This is a genomic window from Corallococcus sp. CA047B, assembly GCF_003612065.1.
Taxonomy (GTDB): domain Bacteria; phylum Myxococcota; class Myxococcia; order Myxococcales; family Myxococcaceae; genus Corallococcus; species Corallococcus praedator.
The window spans coordinates 1-18,805 of sequence record NZ_RAWD01000021.1 but is presented as its reverse complement, the minus strand read 5'-3'; the positions used below and the strand labels follow the sequence as shown (position 1 = coordinate 18,805).

The following is an 18,805-nucleotide window of genomic DNA, read 5'->3' as shown; positions in this document are numbered from 1 at the left end:
AGGATAGAGAGGAGTCCACGGAAAGTCAGCCGAAGTGGAGCGCTCGGGTCACTCCCGCGCGCGCAGCCGCCACACCGTGAACGTGTGCAGCCTTCGGCCCCGGAAGTCGCCCGTGAGTTCCACCGGGCCTTCCACCGAACCGAAGCGCTGCACCAGTTCCTCGGGCGGGGGGGCGCCGTTCTCCGAACACCAGAGCACGTCCTGCCCGGGCTTCAGCTCCAGCGGAGGCCAGACGTCGTACTGGCTCTTGCGCCGGGACGGGCCCACGGTGTCCGTCTCCACGCCCGCGTAGTACGCCACCTGCGAGGCGAGCTGGTACGTGGGCGCGTACACCGCCGTGCGCACCGGCGGCATGCCGGCAAAGAGCTGCTCGGGAGCGGACAGCCGCTCCAACGGACTCCAACCGTGCGTCCGTGACAGCAACACGTCCCGCTCGAAAGGCAGCACCGGGAACAGCAGGTGCGATGCCACCGCGAGCGAGATGAGCGCTCCGCTCCAGGCTGTCTCCCGCTGCCAATGCAGCTTCATGCCCGCGACGCCAATGCACGCCGCCAGGTACGCCGCCGCAGGCCAGTTGGCTTCGCCCCGTGTCCGCGCCGCCGCGTAACCGAAGAACACCAGCGGCACCACCGCCGCCATGCGCAGCAGGAACTGCTCGCGTGGACCGCGCACCGCGTACAGCACCGCCAGCGGGAACAGCAGCGGCCCGCCCATGGCCAACTGCCCCGCCACGAACTCCCCGAACGTCTTCCACCCGCCGGTGCCGCCCAGGCCGTGGTTCAACTGGAACGCGAAGCCCACCCACTCATGGCTCGCGTTCCACAGCACCACCGGCAGGAAGCACAGCAGCGCGATGCCCGCCGTGAGCCACGCCCCCGCGGGCAGCCTCCGCGCCCGCAGCGCCGCCAACATGAACGCGAGCCCCAGCAGCACGGACGGATACTTGGACAACAGCGCCAGTCCACACGTCAGGCCCGCCAGCACCCACTTCTCGCGGTACAGCGCCCACAACCCCAACGCCCAGAACAGCAGCATCGGCGAGTCGGGCGTGGCCCAGACCCCGGAGATGATGCCCACCGGCACCACGCTCCACAGGGCCAGCGCGCGCCACGCCACGTCCTTCGAACCGTAGACGTCCCGCGCGAGCCCCCACACCGCCGCGCCCGTGCCCAGGCCGCACACGAGCGCGGTGCCCCGGATGCCCAGCCCCGCGATGAGCCACGCCACCAGCGGCGGGTGGTCGAAGTACCCCCACGCGAGGTGCCGCGCCCATTGCCAGTAATAGGTTTCGTCGAAGTAGACGTCCGTGCCCACCGCCAGGGCCAGCCGCAGCGCCACGCCCAGGGCCACCAGGGCGACACAGGCCCTCATTCCCAGGCCGGAGGTGGAGTCGGCGGACGCACGCACGCCCCTGGACAAAGCGCACCGGAAGGCCGTTGGCCAGCGGCGAGTGAGGCCATTTCGGCTTGCTCCCGAGCACCCAGGCTCACAATGTGATGGGTCGCGAATTCGCCGCCGCTCCGGGAGCCCTCCATGGCCGTACATCCCCCCTCTGGCTCCACCAACCGTCTGGCTCGGGAGCCTTCGCCCTACCTGCGCCAGCACGCCACCAATCCCGTGGACTGGCACCCGTGGGGCGACGAGGCCCTGGCCCTGGCCCGCACCCAGAACAAGCCCATCCTGCTCTCCGTGGGCTACTCCGCGTGCCACTGGTGCCACGTCATGGCGCACGAGTCCTTCGAGTCCCCCGACACCGCGCGCCTGATGAACGACGGCTTCATCAACATCAAGGTCGACCGCGAGGAGCGCCCGGACCTGGATCAAATCTACCAGGGCGTCGTGCAGCTCATGGGACAGGGCGGAGGCTGGCCCCTCACCGTCTTCCTCACGCCCGACCTGCGCCCCTTCTACGGCGGCACCTACTTCCCGCCCGAGGACCGCTACGGCCGGCCCGGCTTCCCCCGCCTGCTCACCGCGCTGCGCGACGCGTGGGACACCAAGGCCGACGAAATCGAGGAGCAGGCCCGCCGCTTCCAGGAGGGCCTGGGCGAGCTGTCCTCGCACGGCCTGGATGCAACTCCCGGCCACCTGTCCGCCGAGGACATCGTCGCCATGGGCCATGCCATGGCCAAGCGCATGGACCCAGTGAACGGCGGCTTCGGCGGCGCGCCCAAGTTCCCCAACCCGATGAACGTGGCGCTGCTGCTGCGCGCGTGGCGCCGGGGCGCCGGTGAGCCCCTGAAGGCAGCGGTGTTCCGCACGCTGGAGCGCATGGCGTTGGGCGGCCTCTACGACCAGCTGGGCGGCGGCTTCCATCGCTACTCGGTGGACGAGCGGTGGCTGGTGCCCCACTTCGAGAAGATGCTCTACGACAACGCCCAGCTCCTGCACCTGTACGCGGAAGCGGAGCAGGTGGAGTCGCGCCCCCTGTGGCGCAAGGTCGTGGAGGAGACCGTCGAATACGTGCGCCGCGAGATGACCGACCCGGCTGGCGGCTTCTACGCCACGCAGGACGCGGACAGCGAAGGCGAGGAGGGGAAGTTCTTCGTCTGGCGTCCGGAGGAGGTCCGCGCGGTGCTCTCCCCCAGCCAGGCCGACACCGTGCTGCGCCACTACGGCATCACCCCGCAAGGCAACTTCGAACACGGCGCCACCGTGCTGGAGGTCGTCACCCCCGTGGAGACGGTCGCGACCGAGCAGGGCCGTCCGGTGGAGTCAGTGCAGCAGGAACTGGCTGAAGCCCGCCGCCTCCTCTTCGCCGCGCGCGAGCAGCGCGTGAAGCCGGGCCGCGACGACAAGATCCTCGCCGGGTGGAACGGGCTGATGATCCGCGGCCTCGCGCTCGCCGCGCGCGTCTTCGACCGGCTGGACTGGGCGAAGCTCGCGGCGAACGCGGCGGACTTCGTGCTCGCGAACCAGTGGGACGGCACGCGGCTGCTCCGCTCGCACCAGGACGGCAAGGGCCGCATCGACGGCTTCCTGGAGGACTACGGAGACCTGGCCGCCGGCCTCACCGCGCTCTATCAGGCGACGTTCGACGCGAAGTACCTGGACGCGGCGGATGCGATTGCCCACCGCGCGGTGGCGCTCTTCTGGGACGAGGAGAAGCACGCGTACCTGTCGGCACCCAGGGGGCAGAAGGACCTGGTGGTCGCGGCCTACTCCCTCTTCGACAACGCCTTCCCCTCCGGTGCCTCCACGCTGACGGAGGCGCAGGTGGCGCTCGCGGCGCTCACGGGCGACGTGGCCCACCTGGACCACCCGGAGCACTACGTGGCCAAGCTGAGAGATCAGCTCGTGCGCAACCCGCTGGGCTACGGGCACCTGGGGCTCGCGGCGGACTCGCTGCTGGACGGCGCGTCCGGCGTCACCTTCGCGGGCACGCGTGAGGCCGTGGCGCCGCTGCTGGCCGCCGCGAACCGCACCTACGCCCCCGCGTTCTCCTTCGGGTGGAACGACACTTCCGCCCCGCCGCCCGCGCGCCTCCAGGAACTCTTCGAGGGGCGCGATCCGGTGGAAGGGCGGGGCGCGGCGTACCTGTGCCGCGGCTTCGTCTGCGAGCGGCCGCTGACGGACGCGGCCACGCTCGCGGAACGACTGGTGGCGCCCCCGGGCCACTGAAGCGGGCCCGGGACGCCGCCGACGCCTACTTCACGTCGGTGACCTGGAGCGAACCGATGAGGGGCGTGATTTCAGCGTTCCCCTCGTAGCCCACGGCGAAGTGCGTGGCGTCCGCGACGGGCTGGTTGAAGGTGGGGTCCAACTGGGTCCACTCGCCCACCCAGGCCTCCACCCACTCGTGCCAGTACAGCGCGGGCACGCCGTCGGAGTTCACCATGTAGATGACGCCGTCCACGCGCCGCGCGGGGATGCCGGACGCGCGCAGCATCGCCACCGTGAGCAGCGAGTGCTCCGTGCAGTCGCCCTTCTTCTGGCGCAGCACGTCCGTGGCCCGGTCCGCGCTGGCGCCGTAGTCCTTCTGCAGGTTGCTGTACACCCACGCGGACAGCATCCGCGCCGCCGTGTACGCGTCCTTCTCCTCCCGGATGATGCTCTTGGCCTGCGCGACGATGGCCGGCGCCTCGGACTCCACCGCGAGCGTGGACTTGAGGTTCTCCCCGCCGTCGGGGTCCGCCACCGGCCGGGGCTTGCGGCCCCTGGGCGCGGGCGGCGCCGCCATCAGCGTCACCTCCACGCGCCCGTCCGGCAGCGGCTTGTACTTCTGCCGGTACGTGTCCTGCTGGAACTTCGCCGGCAGGTTCTTCATCACCAGCGTCACCTGCCCGGGCACCTCGCGCGCCTTCGCGGGCAGCGGCTTGGGCAGCACCACGCGTGTGAGGCCGAACACCTCCACCAGGTCCATGCGCTTGGCCACGCTCTCGGACTCGGCTCTCGCCTGCATCGTCTGGCCGAAGTCCACGCGCACCATCTTCCCGTCCGTCGTCAGGAAGGCCGCCACCGGCACCTTCTCCTTGTCGGACAGCGTGCTCACGCGCGCGAGCTTCACCTTCACGCCGCCCAGCACCTGCTCCTCCGGGGCCTCCACCGTCGTGACGGTGCGGTAGCCCTCCAGGTCGGTGCCATCCAGCAGCACGCCCTCCACCTTCTTGCCGCGCAGGAGCGCCACGCGCGCCTGGTCGGCGTCGTCCACCGTCTCCTTGGGCGCGGGCATGGGCTTGAGCACTTCCTCCGGCTGGCCCGGCCGCTTGCGCACCACGCGCAGGCCGTCCGCCGTCACCGTGCCCACCAGCTCGTTGTCCCCGCCGTCCCCGCGCTGGGTGACGGTGAAGGACAGCAGGCGCCCACCCGGCTTCGCTTCGTAGACGCGCACCTCGCGGTGCACGCGCTCCGACACGCGCGTGCCCACCTGCGCCTTGAAGATGAGCTCGTTGACGCTCTGCACCTTCCCGCCCGGCAGCGCCGTCAGGTCGGTGAAGAACCAGCCCACCTTCTTGTCCATCAGGTACAGGCCGAAGTACTCGCCGCCCTTGGGGCGGGGGGCCTTCAGCGCGTCGGAGACCTCCTGCGCCTGCGGGGCGGGGGACTCCTGGGTCTTCGCCTGGGCCTTGGCCGCCGCGGCCTTCGCCTGGGACTTCAGCGCGGAGGTGGAGGGGGCCTGGGCCCAGGCCGGGGAGGGTGCCCCCGTCAGCAGGGCGAGCAGGCTCAACAATCCCAGACGGGTGCGTCGCATCGGTCGGTTCATGGAAGGCATCTGCCCCCTCCTGACGGGGACCCGGGCGGCGTCTTCACGCCCAGGGGTGGTCCGCTACGGACTGCCAGCTACAGGCGCTTGGTCAGGATGATGAGGTCGTCGCCCTGCTTGTAGAAATCCCGCAGGCGCGCCTCCTCACCGTACTTCATGGACGCGTAGAAGCCGCGCGTGGGGCCGTAGGCCTCCGTGGCGCTCGTCTCCACGCGGATGATGCGCGCACGGCGGCGGCGCAGGTCGCCTTCCATCGCGGACACCAGCGCCGCGCCCACGCCCTGGCCCCGGACGCGCTGCGCGGAGGCGATCCAGTACAGGTCGAAGGCGTTCTCCGTCATCGGCGTCGGGCCGTAGCACGCGTACCCGACCAGCCCGCCCTCCTCCGGACCGCGGTCCGCCACGAGGATGGAATAGTCCCGGTTGCCCGCGGTGAGCGCGATGTCAACCAGCTCGATGGCGCAGTCCTTCTCCTCCTGCGAGAAGGTTTCGATTTCCCGGATCAGCGCGGCGAGCGGTTCCCGGTCCTTTCTTTCGAGTGTGCGGATTTCCATGGGTTCTTTCGAGAGCGACCTCCACCAGTCGTGAGGCCAGGGTCGCGTAATCCATCCCAGCGGCTTGCGCCGCCTTCGCGAACCCCGCGCCCGGGTGAAGGTCGCAGTTGGGGTTGATGTCGATGACGTACGGCACACCCTCGGGCGACACCCGAAGGTCCACGCGTCCATAGTCCTGGCAGTCCAGCGCTGCAAATGCTTCCAGCGCCGTCTGGATGCAACGGGCTTCCTGCACTGCGTCGAGCTTGCACGGCCCGGAGGTCGAGTCCCGGTACTCCGGCGACTCCACCTCCCACTTGGCCCGGTACGACACGATGTTCGGACGGTTGTCGAACGCGTGGCCGAAGTGGATCTCCGTGAGCGGCAGCGCCTGTCGCGGGGTGTTGCCCAGGAGCGGCACATACACCTCGCGGCCCGGGATGTACTGCTCCACCAGCGCGGGCTGGTGGAAGGTCTTGAGCACCGCCTCGCACGCACGCACCAGCGCCGAGCGCTCCGTCACCACGGAGTCGAAGTCCATGCCCACGCTCGCATCCTCGCGCGCGGGCTTCACGATGAGGGGCCAGGGCAGGTCCACCGCCAGGGCGTCCTCGAGGCGGCGCACCACGCAGGAGGCGGGCGTGGACACGCCGTTGGCGCGCAAGAGCTCCTTCGCCTTGGGCTTGTGCAGCGCCAGGCCCAGCGACAGGGCGGACGAGCCGGTGTACGGCAGGCCCAGCGCGTCCAGGAGGCACGGGACGGCCATCTCCCCGCGGCTGTCGGCGGCCAGCGACTCGCAGAGGTTCACCACGAGGTCGGGCTGGAGGAAGCGCAGGGCCTCCACGAAGTCCAGCCGGTCCCCCTCGATGGCGAGCGGCTCGGCGTTGACGCCGTCCCGGCTCAGCGCCTGGGCCAGGCCTTCAGCCACCCGGACCACGTCCTCGCGGGCTTCTCGCCCCGGGTCTTCTTCAAGCAGCTCGTGGTCGCGATTGTGCAGCAGGATGATGTGCATTCGGAGTGGGTGAAGGGTTAGCACGTCCCCAGGGACCTTCCCAGCTTGAGACACGGTGGCTGGTCGGCCCCTCACAGGGCTACCGCCCGCCAGGGTCTGCGGTACGGTAGGTGACCTCCAAGGTGGGCGACCGCCTGGAGGAGGTCCGGGATTCCCGAAGCCCGGCAAGGACGACATGCGGATTCGCGACCCCATCCACGGCGTCATCCCGGTGAGCGACCCGGAGAAGGCCGTCATCGACAGCCGCTTCTACCAGCGGCTGCGCTACGTGCGGCAGCTGGGCTTCGGGGACATGGCCTTCCCGGGCGCCACCCACACCCGCCACGCCCACAGCCTGGGCGCCATGTTCGTCGCCTCGCGCGTCTTCAGCGCCGTGGCCAGCCGGTCCGACCTGCCGGACGATGTGCGTGAACATTTCTGCGAAGCCGTGAGATTGGCGGTGCTGTGTCATGACCTGGGGCACATGCCGCTGTCGCATGCGTCGGAGCGCATCGCGCCCCGGCGGTCGCTGCTGCGGCTGCCCGGCTGGCTGGATTCCGTGGCGGAAGGGGAGCAGGCGAACCACGAGGACTTCACCGCCAAGCTCATCCTGGACAGCTCCCTGACGGAGGTCATCCAGCGCGAGTTCAGCCCCCGGGGCATCACCCCCATGGCGACGGTGGCGCTCATCTCCGGCGCGAAGCCGCCCAAGGACCCGGGCTTCACCCACAAGGGCGTGGACTGGACGCCGCTCTTGCGCGCCATCGTCTCCGGGGAGCTGGACGCGGACCGGATGGACTACCTGTTGCGCGACTCGTTCTACACGGGCGTGAACTACGGCCGGTACGACCTGGATTGGATCGTCTCCAACCTGAACCCGGCGGTGAAGGACGGCAAGGCGGTGCTGGCCCTGTCGCGCGCGGCGGCGTTCGCGTTCGAGGACTTCCTGCTCAGCCGCTACCACATGTTCGTGTCGGTGTACCTGCACCACACGTCGGTGAACTTCGACCACATGCTGCGCCGGTACTACGAGGAGACGCCCAGCGAGTTCGAGATCCCCGCGGACCCGGAGGCCTTCCTCCTCTGTGACGACGCGGCGCTCTGGTACACGCTGCGCCGTTCGAAGAACCGGTGGGCGGAGCGCATCAGCCGCCGGCAGGGCTTCAAGCTGCTGGCGCAGTTCACCGAGCGCGACACCGGCTACGACCTGGAGGTGCTCAACAGCGCGCTCACCAGCGAGGGCTTCGAGCACTACACCGTCCAGTCCAAGGGCGCGCTGAGCAAGTACGTGGGGGCGGCCGGGGGCAACCCGGGCCTGTTCATCCTGGATGTCTCCACGGGCCGGCTCACGGAGGTGGCGCGGTACACGCCGCTGTACCAGCGCTACAGTGGCGCGGTGCGACTGACGCGGCTCTATGTCCGGCCAGACCAGGCGGAGCGGGCGCGCGAGATGATGGGCCGGCTGCTCGGCCAGACGACGCAGTCCTGAAGGATGGTGCAACCATGAGCGAGCCCCTTCCCGGCATGGGCCTCTTCGCGCCCTACGCCCCCGTCGAACCCCGGGCGTCCTCGGTGGTCATCCTCTACCGCCGCGCCCGCGATGGCGTGGGCGTGGAGGTGTTCTGGGTGAAGCGCGAGCGGGCGCTGGCCTTCGCTGGCGGCTTCTACGCCTTCCCCGGCGGGAAGCTGGACCGCGACGACGCGGACGTGCCCGTGCAGGGCGCGCAGGGCGAAGAGGCCGCGCTGCGTTCGGCGGCGGCGCGCGAGCTGTTCGAGGAGGCGGGCGTGCTGGTGGCGGAGGGGGCGCGGGCCCTGTCTCCGGAGGCGCTGGCGGAGGCTCGGACCGCGCTGCTCGCCGGGTCGCTGAAGTGGAGCGAGTGGCTTTCGCGCCACGCCCTCTTACTGCGCGCGGAGGACCTGAAGCCCGCGGGCCGGTGGATCACCCCGCCTTCGATTCCCGTTCGCTTCGACACGCGCTTCTACCTGGTGGAGCTGCCGGAGACCGCGACCGCGAGCATCGTCCCCGGCGAGCTGTCCGAGGGCGCGTGGATCCGTCCGGAGGACGCGCTGTCGCGCTGGGGTGACGGCACGGCGCTCCTGCACCCGCCCGCGCAGCACGCGTTGCAGGTGCTGTCGGAGTTCAAGGACGAAGCGGACGCGCGCGCCCGGCTGAACACGCCGCCGTACTGCCCGGGCTACGTGGCCCAGCGCATCGAGTTCCAGCGCGGCGTGCGCGTGGTGGCGCTGGAGACGCCCACGCTGCCGCCCGCGACGCACACCAACGCGTACGTGCTGGGCACGGGCGACCTGCTCATCGTGGACCCCGGGTCGTCGGACGTGAAGCAGTACGCGAAGCTGCTGTCGCTGGTGTCCAGCCTGAAGGCGGAGGGGATGCGGCCCCTGGCGGTGGTGCTCACCCACCACCACGGCGACCACGTGGGCGGGGCGCTCGCGGTGAAGGAGCGGCTGGGCATTCCGCTCTGGTGCCACGCGCGCACGGCGGACCGGCTGGACTTCCAGGCGGAGCGGCTGCTGGAGGACGGCGAGGTGCTGGAGCTGGGCGGCCCGCTGCCGCAGCGCTGGCGCGTGTTGCACACGCCGGGGCACGCGCAGGGGCACCTGTGCCTGGTGGACTCGCGCAGCAAGGCGGCGGTGGTGGGGGACATGGTGGCCAGCGTGGGCTCCATCGTCATCGATCCGCCGGAGGGCAACATGGTGGACTACCTCACGCAGCTGCGAAGGCTGCGCGACTGGCCCGTCACCACGCTGTACCCCGCGCACGGCGCGCCGGTGCCGGATGGCCCGGGCAAGCTGGACGAGTACCTGCGCCACCGCGCCCAGCGCGAGGCCATCATCCTGGAGGCGGTGCCCTCGACGGGCGCCACGCTGGCGGAGGTGGTGGCGACGGCCTACGCGGACACGCCGCCGCTGCTGCATCCGGTGGCGGAGCGCAGCGCCCTGGCCACGCTGGAGAAGCTGGTGGCGGAGGGGCGCGTGCGCGAGGAGTCCTTCAGCTGGTTCCGCGTGGGGGCCTGACGCGGTTAGGCTGGGAGGTGCTCATGAGCACCTCCTCTCCTGGCGGACCCGTCACGGTCATCGTCCACCGGCGCGTGAAGCCCGGCACCGAGGTCCGCTTCGAAGCGTGGCTGCACGGCGTCACCGCCGAGGCCATGCGCTTTCCCGGCAACCTCGGCGTCAACGTCCTGCGTCCTCCGAGCGCCGCCACCGGGGACTACGTCCTCATCTTCCGTTTCGACTCGTATCCCCACCTCCAGGCCTGGGAGGAGTCGCCTGTCCGCGCCGAGTGGCTGGCGCGGGCCCTCGAGTTCACCGTGGGCGAGGTGCGCATCCGCAAGGAGACGGGGCTCGAGTACTGGTTCGACGCTCCCGGCCAGTCCCGTCCTCCGCCGCGTCACAAGATGGTCCTCGTGACGGTGCTCGGCATCTACCCGCTGCTCATCCTCGTCATGCCGCTGCTGCGCAGCGTGTTCCGCGGCCTGCCGGAGCTGCTCGCGGCGCTGATGTCGGCGGTGGTGGTGGTGTCCCTGATGACGTACGCCATGATGCCGCTGCTCACCCGGCTGCTGGCCCCCTGGCTGTTCCCCAGCGCCCCCAAGGCAGCCCCTGAACCCAGGCCCTGAAGGCCTTGAGCGAAGTGGCTTCGAGGGACGCGGACCCGGCCTCCACGGACCTGCCTGACGCGGGTCAGAAGCTGCCCAGCAGGCCCAGGTGCGGGCCCTTCGCGCCGTAGGTGGCCACGGGCATCAGGCGCACACCCTGCGAGCGGGACTGCCGCGACGCTTCCTCCACGCGCAGGGCGCTGCTGTGCGTCAGCTCGTAGCCCACGCTCGCGCCCACCACCGGGAGGATGAAGAGCGCGGCGTTCACGGCCGGGGGCGCGTCGGAGCCGCCGCTGTTCACCAGCGAGAGGCCCAGCAGCGTCGCGCCCCAGCCCACCATGCTCCCGGCCACCGTGGGGCCCAGCCTGCCGCGCCCGTTCATGAACCGGCCGCCCGCGTACGTGCCCACCGGGATGCCGATGAGCGCCCCGGCCGCGGCGCCCGCGACGGCCACCACCAGGCACTCGTCGCAGCCCACCGTGGCGGAGCCCAGCAGGTAGCCGAAGGAGCCCAGCACCGTGGCGCCCACGACGCCGCCCGCCGCGCCGCCCAGCACCTCCAACGCCACGCGCGGCACGGGGTCCTTCGACGGCGGGGGGCGCGCTTCCGGCAGGGCCCCGGCGGTGACGGAGGGGCGCGACACGGCGGGCTCATCCCCCCGGGGTTCGACTTCCGGCGGCGGCGGCACGTCCTCTTCCGCCGCGCCCACCAGGGGCGGCGGCGTGAGGTTCCCGGTCGGAGCCGTGGCCGGCTCGGCGGGGGCTTCCTGGGCGGAGGCCAGGCCCGACACGAGCAGCAGGGCGAGGAGTGGGAACAGTCGGGAGCGCTTCACCACGTTCCACGCTACCGCAAGGGCGGCGGCTGCGTCGCCCCGTCCCCGGCCCCGGCCGCATCCACGCGCGCCCGCCGGCGCATGACGGCCCGGTAGAGCAGCGGCGCCACGGCCAGCAACACCTGCGGCACCAACGACAGCGCGTCCGGGTACAGGCCCAGCATGTCCACGGTGATGAAGCGCACCGGCACCAGCGGCAGCGCGCCCACCTCCTGCAGCGAGTGGATGCCCTTGCCCAGCAGCATCACCGCCGTCACCACCAGCACCACGGTGGAGAGGTTGAAGAGCGCCTTCATGGGCAGCCGGTAGCCCATGCGGTTGATGAAGAGCACCAGCACCGCCAGCGCCGCGATGCCCGCTGCCACGCCCCAGGCCACGCCCGCGGCGGAGTCCACCGCGAGCCCCTGTAGGAAGATGGCCGTCTCGAAGCTCTCGCGCAGCACCGACGTGAAGGCGATGGCGAACAGGCCGAAGGTGCTCCCCCGGCCCAGCGCGCCCTGCATGCGCTGGCGCAGCTCCCCCATGAAGTGGCTCACGTTGGCGCGCGCGTTGAGCCACAGCGCCGCGTACAGCAGCATGCCCACGGCGACGAGCGCGGTGACGCCCTCCATCCACTCGCGCTGTGCCCCGGCCAGCAGCTTGCGGCCCAGCACGTAGGCCAGCGCGCCGACGATGAGCGCGGACACCCAGCCCGTGTGCACCACGCGCACCTGGTCCATGGCCTTCATCTTCTTGAGCGCCGCCAGCAGGGCCGTGACGATGATGGTCGCCTCGAAGCCCTCGCGCAGCAGGATGAGCAGCGTCAGCCACATCACGGACAGCATGTCCGTCGTGCCGCCGTTCGCCTTGCGCGCCTGGTCGAGCAGCGACAGCAGCTCCCGTCCCTCGTCCTGGAGGTGCGGGCTCTTGCGCTCGGCGGCGAGCCGCGCCTGCATGAAGGCCTCCTCCAGCTTCTGGGTGAGGACCGGGTCGCGTCCGCGCAGCTTGGGCTCCACCGGCTCCAGGCCGTTGAGGTACGCGTCCAGCAGCTCCGTCTTCGCGCCGAGGTAGTCGCCCGCGGCGGCCATGCGCATCGCGTTGCCCACCGACTGCCGCGCGGCGAGCAGGGCCTTCTCCTCGTCCTCGTCCGGCATGTCCTGGCGCAGGCACGCGACCTTGTCCGCGCCGTACTCCTTCGCGAGCTCCGCGTCGGTGGCGGTGGCCAGGCGCTCCAGCGAGGCGCGCGGCGGCTCGCCCTGGCACGGCGGCTGGCGCAGCGTGAAGACGAAGAAGGCGAGCGACCAGCGGTCATCCTCGGAGAGGGTGGGGTAGGCCGGCATCGCGGTGCCGGGCACGCCGAAGCTGGTGGTGTTGAACGCCTTGTAGGGCGTCAGGCCATCCTCCATCAGCTCCGGGTCCTGGAAGTTCGCCGGAGCGGGCTCCATGTTGGCCGCGATGGCCACCGCCGCCTTGCCGTCCACCCCGTGGCAGGCCGCGCAGTTCGCCTGGAACAGCTTCGCGCCATGCTCCAGGTCCGGCGTCTTGCGGGGACTGCGCGCCAGCCCCCCCGCCAGCACCAGGCTCTCCACCAGCTCACCGCAGTCGCGGCTCACGCCTTCGGGATCGATGGACTGGTCCACGCGCGCCTGGATGGCCTGCACCCGCGGCACGAAGGTGGCCGCCGCCGGGCCCAGGTCCTTCGCCGCGTCCAGCGCCTCCGCCGCGAAGCTCTTCTGCTCCGTCAGCTCGAACTCCGAGCGCGACGACACCGCCGCCGGATAGTCCGCCTGGAGGTACTGGAGGATGCCCACCAGCCGGTGCCAGGTGCGCCCCTCGTCGGACGCGGGCGCTTCAGCCCGGACGGTGGAGGACAGCGCGAGCAGCAGGCACAGCGTGACGGAGGCGGCGCGATTCACGCCCGACTTCTACCAACGCCCCCTGGGGCGTTCAATTCTGAGAATCAATATCAGGAGACAGCGCCCCTTCGGTGACGCATGCGTGCTCCTTGGGGGTGAGGAACGCGCAAGGTGCGTCATCCGAAAAACACCCGGAGTCAGGGCTATTCCTGGCGCTCGTAGGTGAGGAAACGGAAGGGGAGGTCTGCTTCCGGGTGGGGTTCCTCCTCCACGAGACTCCACGCGGACAGGTCCACGGGCGGGAAGCAGGCGTCGCCCGGGAAGTCGCGCGCGATGAGCGTGAGGTAGAGCCGGTGCCACCGGTCCGCGGTCTGTTCGTACAGGTCCGCGCCGCCCGCGATGAAGACCTCGGTGTCGGCCCGGGCCTGCTCCAGCGCCTCGTCCACGGAGCGCGCCACCTGGACGCCGGGTGGGGCGGCCCAGTCCGGCTGGCGGGTGAGGACCACGGTGGTGCGGCCGGGCAGGGGCCTTCCGATGGACTCGTACGTCTTGCGGCCCATGACGAGGGTGTGGCCCATCGTCAGGCGCTTGAAGCGGGCCAGGTCCTGCGGCAGGCGCCAGGGCAGGGTGTTGCCCTGGCCGATGGTCCGGTTCGCCGCCATGGCGACGATGGCGGACAGGTGCGGCGTCGTCATACGGCCACGGGCGCCTTGATGGCGGGGTGCGGGTCGTAGCCTTCCAGCGTGAAGTCCTCGTAGCGGAAGGCGAACAGGTCCTTCACGTCCGGGTTGATGCGCATGCGCGGCAGGGCGCGGGGTTCGCGCTTCAACTGCTCCCGGGCCTGCTCCACGTGGTTCAGGTACAGGTGCGCGTCGCCCAGCGTGTGGATGAACTCGTGCGCGACCAGGCCGGTGGCCTGCGCCACCATCATCGTCAGCAGCGAGTACGACGCGATGTTGAAGGGCAGCCCCAGGAAGATGTCCGCGCTGCGCTGGTAGAGCTGGCAGGACAGGCGGCCGTCGGCCACGTAGAACTGGAACATCACGTGGCAGGGCGGCAGCTTCATGGCGGGCAGGTCCGCCACGTTCCACGCGCTCACCAGGTGCCGGCGCGAGTCCGGGTTCTTCTTGAGCCCGTCCACCAGTTGCCGCATCTGGTCCACGGGCGTGCCGTCCGGCGTGCTCCACGAGCGCCACTGGTGGCCGTACACGGGGCCCAGGCTTCCGTCGGCGTTGGCCCACTCGTCCCAGATGGTGACGCCGTGCTCCTGGAGCGAGCGCACGCTCGTGTCCCCCCGGAGCATCCACAGGAGTTCGTGGAGGATGGACTTCACGTGCAGCTTCTTCGTCGTCACCAGCGGAAAGCCCTGGGCGAGGTCGAAGCGGAGCTGATGGCCGAAGAGGCTCAGGGTCCCCGTGCCGGTCCGGTCACCTTTCTTCGTACCGTGGTGCAGGACATGGTCCAGCAGACTCAGGTATTGCTGCATGGGCCCATCTTGCTGGGGTGAACACGCAGCGCAACTTCCTTCTCTTGCCGGTGGGCTTCGAACGCGAAGCGCCGTTACAGAGGGTGAAATGAAGATTTATACGAAGACCGGCGACGCGGGAGAGACAGGCCTGTTCGGTGGTGGACGCGTCGCGAAGGATGACGCGCTGGTGGACGCCTACGGGGAGGTGGACGAGCTCAACGCCACGCTGGGCCTCGCGCGGACCTTCTCGCTGCCCGCGGACCTGGACCACTTCCTCCAGCGCCTGCAGGACCAGCTCTTCACCGTGGGCGCGGTGCTGGCCACGCCGCCGCACACCAAGGCGGCGGCGCACATTCCGGAGTTGAAGCTGGAGTGGGTGGAGGAGATGGAGCGCCACATCGACCGGTACGAGGAGGAGCTGCCGAAGATGACGCACTTCATCCTGCCCGGTGGCGCGCCCGCGGCGGCGGCGCTGCACCTGTCGCGCACGGTGTGCCGCCGGGCCGAGCGCCGGGTCGTGACGCTGCTGCGCGAGGACAAGGCCCCGCCCGCGGTGGCCATGTACCTCAACCGCCTGTCGGACCTGCTCTTCGTCGTGGCGCGGCTGGTGAACTTCCGCGCCGGCCTGCCCGACGTGAAGTGGATCCCCGAGAAGCCCTCGAAGTAGCCGTGACCCCGCTGCCTACCGCCCGGCTCCGGGACCTCGCCCAGCAGGTGGGCTTCGACCTCATCGGCTTCGCTCGCGCGGAGCCCATCCCCCCGTCGTCGCTGCTGTCGTGGCTGGAGGCCGGCTACGACGCGGACATGGACTGGATGGGGTCGCGCGCGGAGGAGCGGCTCGACGTGTCGGTGCTGCTGCCGGGCGCGAAGACGGTGCTGTCCTTCGCGAACAACTACTACCGGGACGACGCGCCGTCGCAGGGCTCGCCCATCGCTCGGTACGCGCGGGGCCGGGACTACCACTCCACGCTGCGCGACCGGATGAAGGCGTTCCGCAAGACGATCAACGAATGGTACCCGGGGCTGGGCACCTACGGCGGCGTGGACAGCGGGCCCATGATGGAGAAGGTCTGGGCCGCGCGCGGAGGCCTGGGGTACGTGGGCAAGAACGGCTGCCTCATCACCGAGTCCCACGGTTCCTGGGTGCTGCTGGCCACGCTCATCCTGGACGCGGCGGTGGACGAATACCCGCCAGGTCCCGTGGCGGACCGCTGCGGTTCCTGCCGACGGTGTCTCATGGCGTGTCCCACGGGCGCGCTGGTGGGCAACCGGCAGGTGGATGCGCGGGCGTGCCTGTCGTACCAGACCATCGAGAACCGCGACCGTGACGTGCCGGAGGCGTTCCGGTTCAAGTTCGACAATCTCATCTTCGGCTGCGACATCTGCCAGCAGGTGTGCCCGCTCAACCGCAAGCCGGTGCATGCGGAGGACGCGCGCTTCACGCCCCGCGCGGTGGCGTCGCTGGGCACGGCGGAGCTGGCGGCCCTGACACCCGAGCAATACAAGGAACTCATCCCTGGCACCGCGCTGGCCCGCGCGCGCTACGACGGTTTGAGGCGCAACGCTGTCTATGCGCTGGGGGTGGCACGGCAGACGCAAGCCCGGCCGCTGCTTGAAAAACTCAGCGACGACTCCAGCGAACTGGTACGCAGCGCCGCGAAATGGGCGCTTCTCCAACTGGAGTCGTGACACCGGGTGCCGTCGCTGCGCCGCTCGGGCGGGTGTACGCGGCGCTCGGGTTGCAGGTGCTGATCAGCGCGGGCACGTACCTGGCGGCCAAGCGCGCGATGACGGAGCTGTCGCCGTTCACCGTGGTGCTGTGGCGCTTCCTGGTGTGCGGCGTCGCGTTCACGCTGCTGCTCGCGCTGACGCCGGGGCCGAAGCTGCCACCGCGCAGTGCGTGGAAGCGCGTGGCGCTGCTGGGCCTGATGGGCGGGCCGGTGAACCAGACGCTGTTCTTCTCCGGGCTGTCGCGCTCCACGTCGGCGCACGCGGCGCTGCTCTACGCGCTGACGCCGTTGGGGGTGTACGTGGCCAGCCTCGTGCTGGGCCGCGAGCGGGCCTCCCGCCGGGCGACGCTGGGCATCCTCACCGCGCTGGTGGGCGTGGTGGTGTTGCTGTTGGGCCGGGGGCTCGCGAGCGCGCAGGGTTCGGTCCAGGGCGACCTGCTCATCCTCATGGCGGTGGTGGCGTGGGTCATCTACACGACGGAGGGCCGGCCGCTGGCCTCCGAGTACGGAGCGCTGCGCGCCACGGCGTGGACGATGACGGTGGCGACGGCGCTGCAACTGCCACTCATCCCGTTCGTGCTGGAGCCCGCGCAGGTGTGGGCCGCGAGCTTCGCGGCGAAGGCCGCCATCGTGTACCTGGGGCTGATGACGTCGGTGGTGGCGTACCTGCTCTGGTACTACGCGCTGTCGAAGGTGCCCGCGTCGAAGGTGGCCATCTTCTCCAACCTGCAACCGGCGGCGACGGCGCTCGCGGCCTGGGCCTTCCTGGACGAAGCGCTGCACTGGGAGCTCGCGTTGGGCGGCGCGCTGGTGCTCCTGGGGGTGCGGCTGACGCAGGCCGCGCCGGTGAAGCCTGCTCCGGTGGTGGTGCGCGCGGGTTGAGGTCGTGGCCTCCGTCCTCGCGTCAGGAGCCGCAGCTCCGCGCATCCGTCCGGACGAAGACGCGGACCGGTCCCGGGTCCGCCACCTCCTCGAACCGTGAATCGCGCACGAGTGTGTCCAGGAACGCCTCCCGCGAGGCGGCTCCCAGCAGGTGGGGCTCCACGTGTGGGGGAACGAGCACGACCTGGGCCCGCTCATGGTGGTGCAAGAGGAAGCGGTCGTAGCCGTTGGGCACGAAGACCACCGAGCGGAAGTCCGTGGCCACCGCCCGCCGTGAAGCACAGGCCTGGACATGGCGCGCGAAGGCCTGGCGGAAGTCCTCATCCACCGAGGGCATGGGACGCAGGGGCGGGGACCCCACGGTCCGGTCGAAGCGCGTGACCTGGATGAGCGCGAGCCCGGCGAGCAGCAGCGCGGGCGCCATCGCGGCGCGGGCGGGGACCCATCCGCGTGCGAGCACGCTCCGCCAGAGCACGGCGAGCTGGCCAAAGCCCGCCGCCGCGCACACGCCCAGCCCGGGCAGCAGGAAGGCGGAGTTGTAGAACCAGAGCAGGCGCTTGTCCGGCGCATCCGCCATGAAGAAGAAGGTGCCCGGCAGGGTGCTGAGGAGCGCGGCCGCGGGCGCGAGGAGCTGGATCCACAGGAAGCTTCGCTGGAACACAAGCAGCCCGCTGGTGGACACGTCGTGCACCACCCGCCCGGGGTCGCCCATCGCGGTGAGGGCCACCTGCCCCCAGGTGTCGCCGTAGTGCGACCAGAACCGCGTGCCGGAAGGTGTCCCGAGCGCCGGCAGCACCACCGCGACACAGAGGGCAAGGTAGCCGAGCGACAGCGCGGACACCCCGAGCGCCCTGCGCGTGAGCTGCGAGCGCGGCGGACGGGCCACGGCTGGCAGCAGCAGCAGCGCCGCCGACTGGAAGGCGAGGAACAGGCCTCCATCCGGGCGCACGCCCAGCGCGAGCAGCGCGATGAGCACGATCCACCGCATCCGGGCACCCCGGAGCAGGAGCACGAGCACCGCCGTGGCGCCCAACTGGAAGAAGACCTCGAAGTGCGCGGAGAGCGCGACCGTCTTCACGAAGGGGTTGAGCCCCAGGTACACCGCGAAGGCGACACAGGCCCAGGGCCGCCACGCGGCGGGAAGCAGCTCCCGCTCCTCGAACATGCGCTCGAAGCACCAGACCTGGAGCGCGACCGCCCCATACAGCGCCACCAGTCCCAGCACGACGAACAGGAACTGCGAGTCACTGAGCAGGAACAGCGGCGTGAGCAGCAGCAGCGTCGGGGTGAAGTGGATGGTGAGGTGGTTGAGGTCCGCGTCCGTCACCCAGAAGGGACGGCCCCGGTGCACCGCGTTCGCGAACAGGTCGTTCAGCAGGCCGAGGTCGTGGAACGCGAACACCCCGCCCCGGAAGGCGCTCCAGACGCAGACGAGCGTATAGACAAACAGGGCTCCGAGCACGAAATGCCAGGCGCGGACCCGATGCGCGAACGTGAAGGAAGGCAAGCGGCGGGACTCTGCCACACGCTCGCGGGGAGGACACGGCTTGAAGTGGCCCGGCGCGGGGACGCGATGGCGCCCCGCGCGCGCGGATGCACGGACTTGCTAGTCGCCGTTCGGATCCCAGTCGGAGATGTCCTTCTTCGGCTCCGGCGGCGGCTTCGGGCGCGGCGCCTCCACGGGACGGGGCGGGGGCGCCTTCTTCTCCAC

Annotated in this window: 16 protein-coding genes; 7 read left to right on the top strand and 9 right to left on the bottom strand. The window is 70.7% G+C overall.

Annotated elements, in window-relative coordinates; genetic code table 11:
* Positions 1-48: 48 nt before the first annotated feature.
* Entirely contained in the window at positions 49-1,407 is a 1,359-nt protein-coding gene (locus D7X74_RS05915) for a glycosyltransferase family 39 protein (RefSeq protein ID WP_233601990.1), read from the bottom strand.
* A 126-nt stretch (positions 1,408-1,533) separates the two neighbouring features.
* Here D7X74_RS05915 and D7X74_RS05910 point away from each other — a divergent pair, with 126 nt between their 5' ends.
* Positions 1,534-3,621 (top strand): thioredoxin domain-containing protein, encoded by a 2,088-nt coding sequence (locus D7X74_RS05910; protein WP_120531933.1) that lies wholly within the window; start codon positions 1,534-1,536, stop codon positions 3,619-3,621.
* Positions 3,622-3,646: 25 nt separating this feature from the next.
* Here the strand turns inward: D7X74_RS05910 and D7X74_RS05905 are convergent, their stop codons facing one another.
* The 3 genes from D7X74_RS05905 to D7X74_RS05895 form a co-directional block, all read right to left on the bottom strand.
* The gene (locus D7X74_RS05905) at positions 3,647-5,191 is read right to left on the bottom strand and encodes a transglutaminase family protein (RefSeq protein ID WP_233601989.1); all 1,545 of its coding nucleotides are present in this window, start codon (positions 5,189-5,191) and stop codon (positions 3,647-3,649) included.
* A gap of 89 nt (positions 5,192-5,280) precedes the next feature.
* On the bottom strand, positions 5,281-5,757 hold the full coding sequence (locus D7X74_RS05900) for a GNAT family N-acetyltransferase (RefSeq protein ID WP_120531960.1): 477 nt from the start codon (positions 5,755-5,757) through the stop codon (positions 5,281-5,283).
* Positions 5,648-6,748 (bottom strand): ATP-grasp domain-containing protein, encoded by a 1,101-nt coding sequence (locus D7X74_RS05895; RefSeq protein ID WP_120531931.1) that lies wholly within the window; start codon positions 6,746-6,748, stop codon positions 5,648-5,650. Before D7X74_RS05895 ends, D7X74_RS05900 begins: the two co-directional genes overlap by 110 nt.
* A 175-nt stretch (positions 6,749-6,923) precedes the next feature.
* Here D7X74_RS05895 and D7X74_RS05890 point away from each other — a divergent pair, with 175 nt between their 5' ends.
* From D7X74_RS05890 to D7X74_RS05880, 3 genes are read left to right on the top strand one after another with little or no spacing between them, the layout of a single operon-like run.
* On the top strand, positions 6,924-8,216 hold the full coding sequence (locus D7X74_RS05890; protein WP_120531930.1) for an HD domain-containing protein: 1,293 nt from the start codon (positions 6,924-6,926) through the stop codon (positions 8,214-8,216).
* A gap of 14 nt (positions 8,217-8,230) precedes the next feature.
* Positions 8,231-9,763 carry an MBL fold metallo-hydrolase gene (locus tag D7X74_RS05885; RefSeq protein ID WP_120531929.1) on the top strand — a complete coding sequence of 511 codons (1,533 nt, stop codon included), beginning with the start codon at positions 8,231-8,233 and terminating at the stop codon, positions 9,761-9,763.
* 23 nt (positions 9,764-9,786) lie between these two features.
* Positions 9,787-10,368, top strand: coding sequence for an antibiotic biosynthesis monooxygenase (locus tag D7X74_RS05880; RefSeq protein ID WP_120531928.1), 582 nt, complete (start codon positions 9,787-9,789; stop codon positions 10,366-10,368).
* A gap of 64 nt (positions 10,369-10,432) precedes the next feature.
* Here the strand turns inward: D7X74_RS05880 and D7X74_RS05875 are convergent, their stop codons facing one another.
* The 4 genes from D7X74_RS05875 to D7X74_RS05860 all read right to left on the bottom strand — a co-directional run bounded on the left by D7X74_RS05875 (position 10,433) and on the right by D7X74_RS05860 (position 14,500).
* Complete coding sequence (locus tag D7X74_RS05875; protein WP_120531927.1) at positions 10,433-11,179, bottom strand: GlsB/YeaQ/YmgE family stress response membrane protein; 747 nt, start codon at positions 11,177-11,179, stop codon at positions 10,433-10,435.
* Positions 11,180-11,190: 11 nt separating this feature from the next.
* A complete protein-coding gene (locus D7X74_RS05870; RefSeq protein ID WP_120531926.1) occupies positions 11,191-13,074 on the bottom strand; it encodes an FTR1 family protein in 1,884 nt (627 codons plus the stop codon).
* Between the two features lie 143 nt (positions 13,075-13,217).
* The gene (locus tag D7X74_RS05865; RefSeq protein ID WP_120531925.1) at positions 13,218-13,709 is read right to left on the bottom strand and encodes a dihydrofolate reductase; all 492 of its coding nucleotides are present in this window, start codon (positions 13,707-13,709) and stop codon (positions 13,218-13,220) included.
* Complete coding sequence (locus D7X74_RS05860) at positions 13,706-14,500, bottom strand: thymidylate synthase (protein ID WP_120531924.1); 795 nt, start codon at positions 14,498-14,500, stop codon at positions 13,706-13,708. Before D7X74_RS05860 ends, D7X74_RS05865 begins: the two co-directional genes overlap by 4 nt.
* A gap of 88 nt (positions 14,501-14,588) precedes the next feature.
* Between D7X74_RS05860 and D7X74_RS05855 the strand changes: the two genes are divergently transcribed.
* From D7X74_RS05855 to D7X74_RS05845, 3 genes are read left to right on the top strand one after another with little or no spacing between them, the layout of a single operon-like run.
* The gene (locus tag D7X74_RS05855; RefSeq protein WP_120531923.1) at positions 14,589-15,149 is read left to right on the top strand and encodes a cob(I)yrinic acid a,c-diamide adenosyltransferase; all 561 of its coding nucleotides are present in this window, start codon (positions 14,589-14,591) and stop codon (positions 15,147-15,149) included.
* Between the two features lie 2 nt (positions 15,150-15,151).
* Positions 15,152-16,171, top strand: coding sequence for a tRNA epoxyqueuosine(34) reductase QueG (gene queG / locus D7X74_RS05850; protein WP_120531922.1), 1,020 nt, complete (start codon positions 15,152-15,154; stop codon positions 16,169-16,171).
* The gene (locus D7X74_RS05845) at positions 16,144-17,094 is read left to right on the top strand and encodes a DMT family transporter (protein WP_120531921.1); all 951 of its coding nucleotides are present in this window, start codon (positions 16,144-16,146) and stop codon (positions 17,092-17,094) included. Before queG ends, D7X74_RS05845 begins: the two co-directional genes overlap by 28 nt.
* Before the next feature lie 22 nt (positions 17,095-17,116).
* Here the strand turns inward: D7X74_RS05845 and D7X74_RS05840 are convergent, their stop codons facing one another.
* Complete coding sequence (locus tag D7X74_RS05840) at positions 17,117-18,601, bottom strand: DUF2079 domain-containing protein (RefSeq protein WP_158622190.1); 1,485 nt, start codon at positions 18,599-18,601, stop codon at positions 17,117-17,119.
* Positions 18,602-18,805 lie beyond the last annotated feature (204 nt).

What these genes read in the sequence shown, in the direction of transcription:
- D7X74_RS05910 (WP_120531933.1), top strand. Translation starts at nt 1,534, where the DNA reads ATGGCCGTACATCCCCCCTCTGGCTCCACCAACCGTCTGGCTCGGGAG.
- D7X74_RS05905 (WP_233601989.1), bottom strand. Translation starts at nt 5,191, where the DNA reads ATGCGACGCACCCGTCTGGGATTGTTGAGCCTGCTCGCCCTGCTGACG.
- D7X74_RS05900 (WP_120531960.1), bottom strand. Translation starts at nt 5,757, where the DNA reads ATGGAAATCCGCACACTCGAAAGAAAGGACCGGGAACCGCTCGCCGCG.
- D7X74_RS05895 (WP_120531931.1), bottom strand. Translation starts at nt 6,748, where the DNA reads ATGCACATCATCCTGCTGCACAATCGCGACCACGAGCTGCTTGAAGAA.
- D7X74_RS05890 (WP_120531930.1), top strand. Translation starts at nt 6,924, where the DNA reads ATGCGGATTCGCGACCCCATCCACGGCGTCATCCCGGTGAGCGACCCG.
- D7X74_RS05885 (WP_120531929.1), top strand. Translation starts at nt 8,231, where the DNA reads ATGAGCGAGCCCCTTCCCGGCATGGGCCTCTTCGCGCCCTACGCCCCC.
- D7X74_RS05880 (WP_120531928.1), top strand. Translation starts at nt 9,787, where the DNA reads ATGAGCACCTCCTCTCCTGGCGGACCCGTCACGGTCATCGTCCACCGG.
- D7X74_RS05865 (WP_120531925.1), bottom strand. Translation starts at nt 13,709, where the DNA reads ATGACGACGCCGCACCTGTCCGCCATCGTCGCCATGGCGGCGAACCGG.
- D7X74_RS05860 (WP_120531924.1), bottom strand. Translation starts at nt 14,500, where the DNA reads ATGCAGCAATACCTGAGTCTGCTGGACCATGTCCTGCACCACGGTACG.
- D7X74_RS05855 (WP_120531923.1), top strand. Translation starts at nt 14,589, where the DNA reads ATGAAGATTTATACGAAGACCGGCGACGCGGGAGAGACAGGCCTGTTC.
- D7X74_RS05845 (WP_120531921.1), top strand. Translation starts at nt 16,144, where the DNA reads ATGGGCGCTTCTCCAACTGGAGTCGTGACACCGGGTGCCGTCGCTGCG.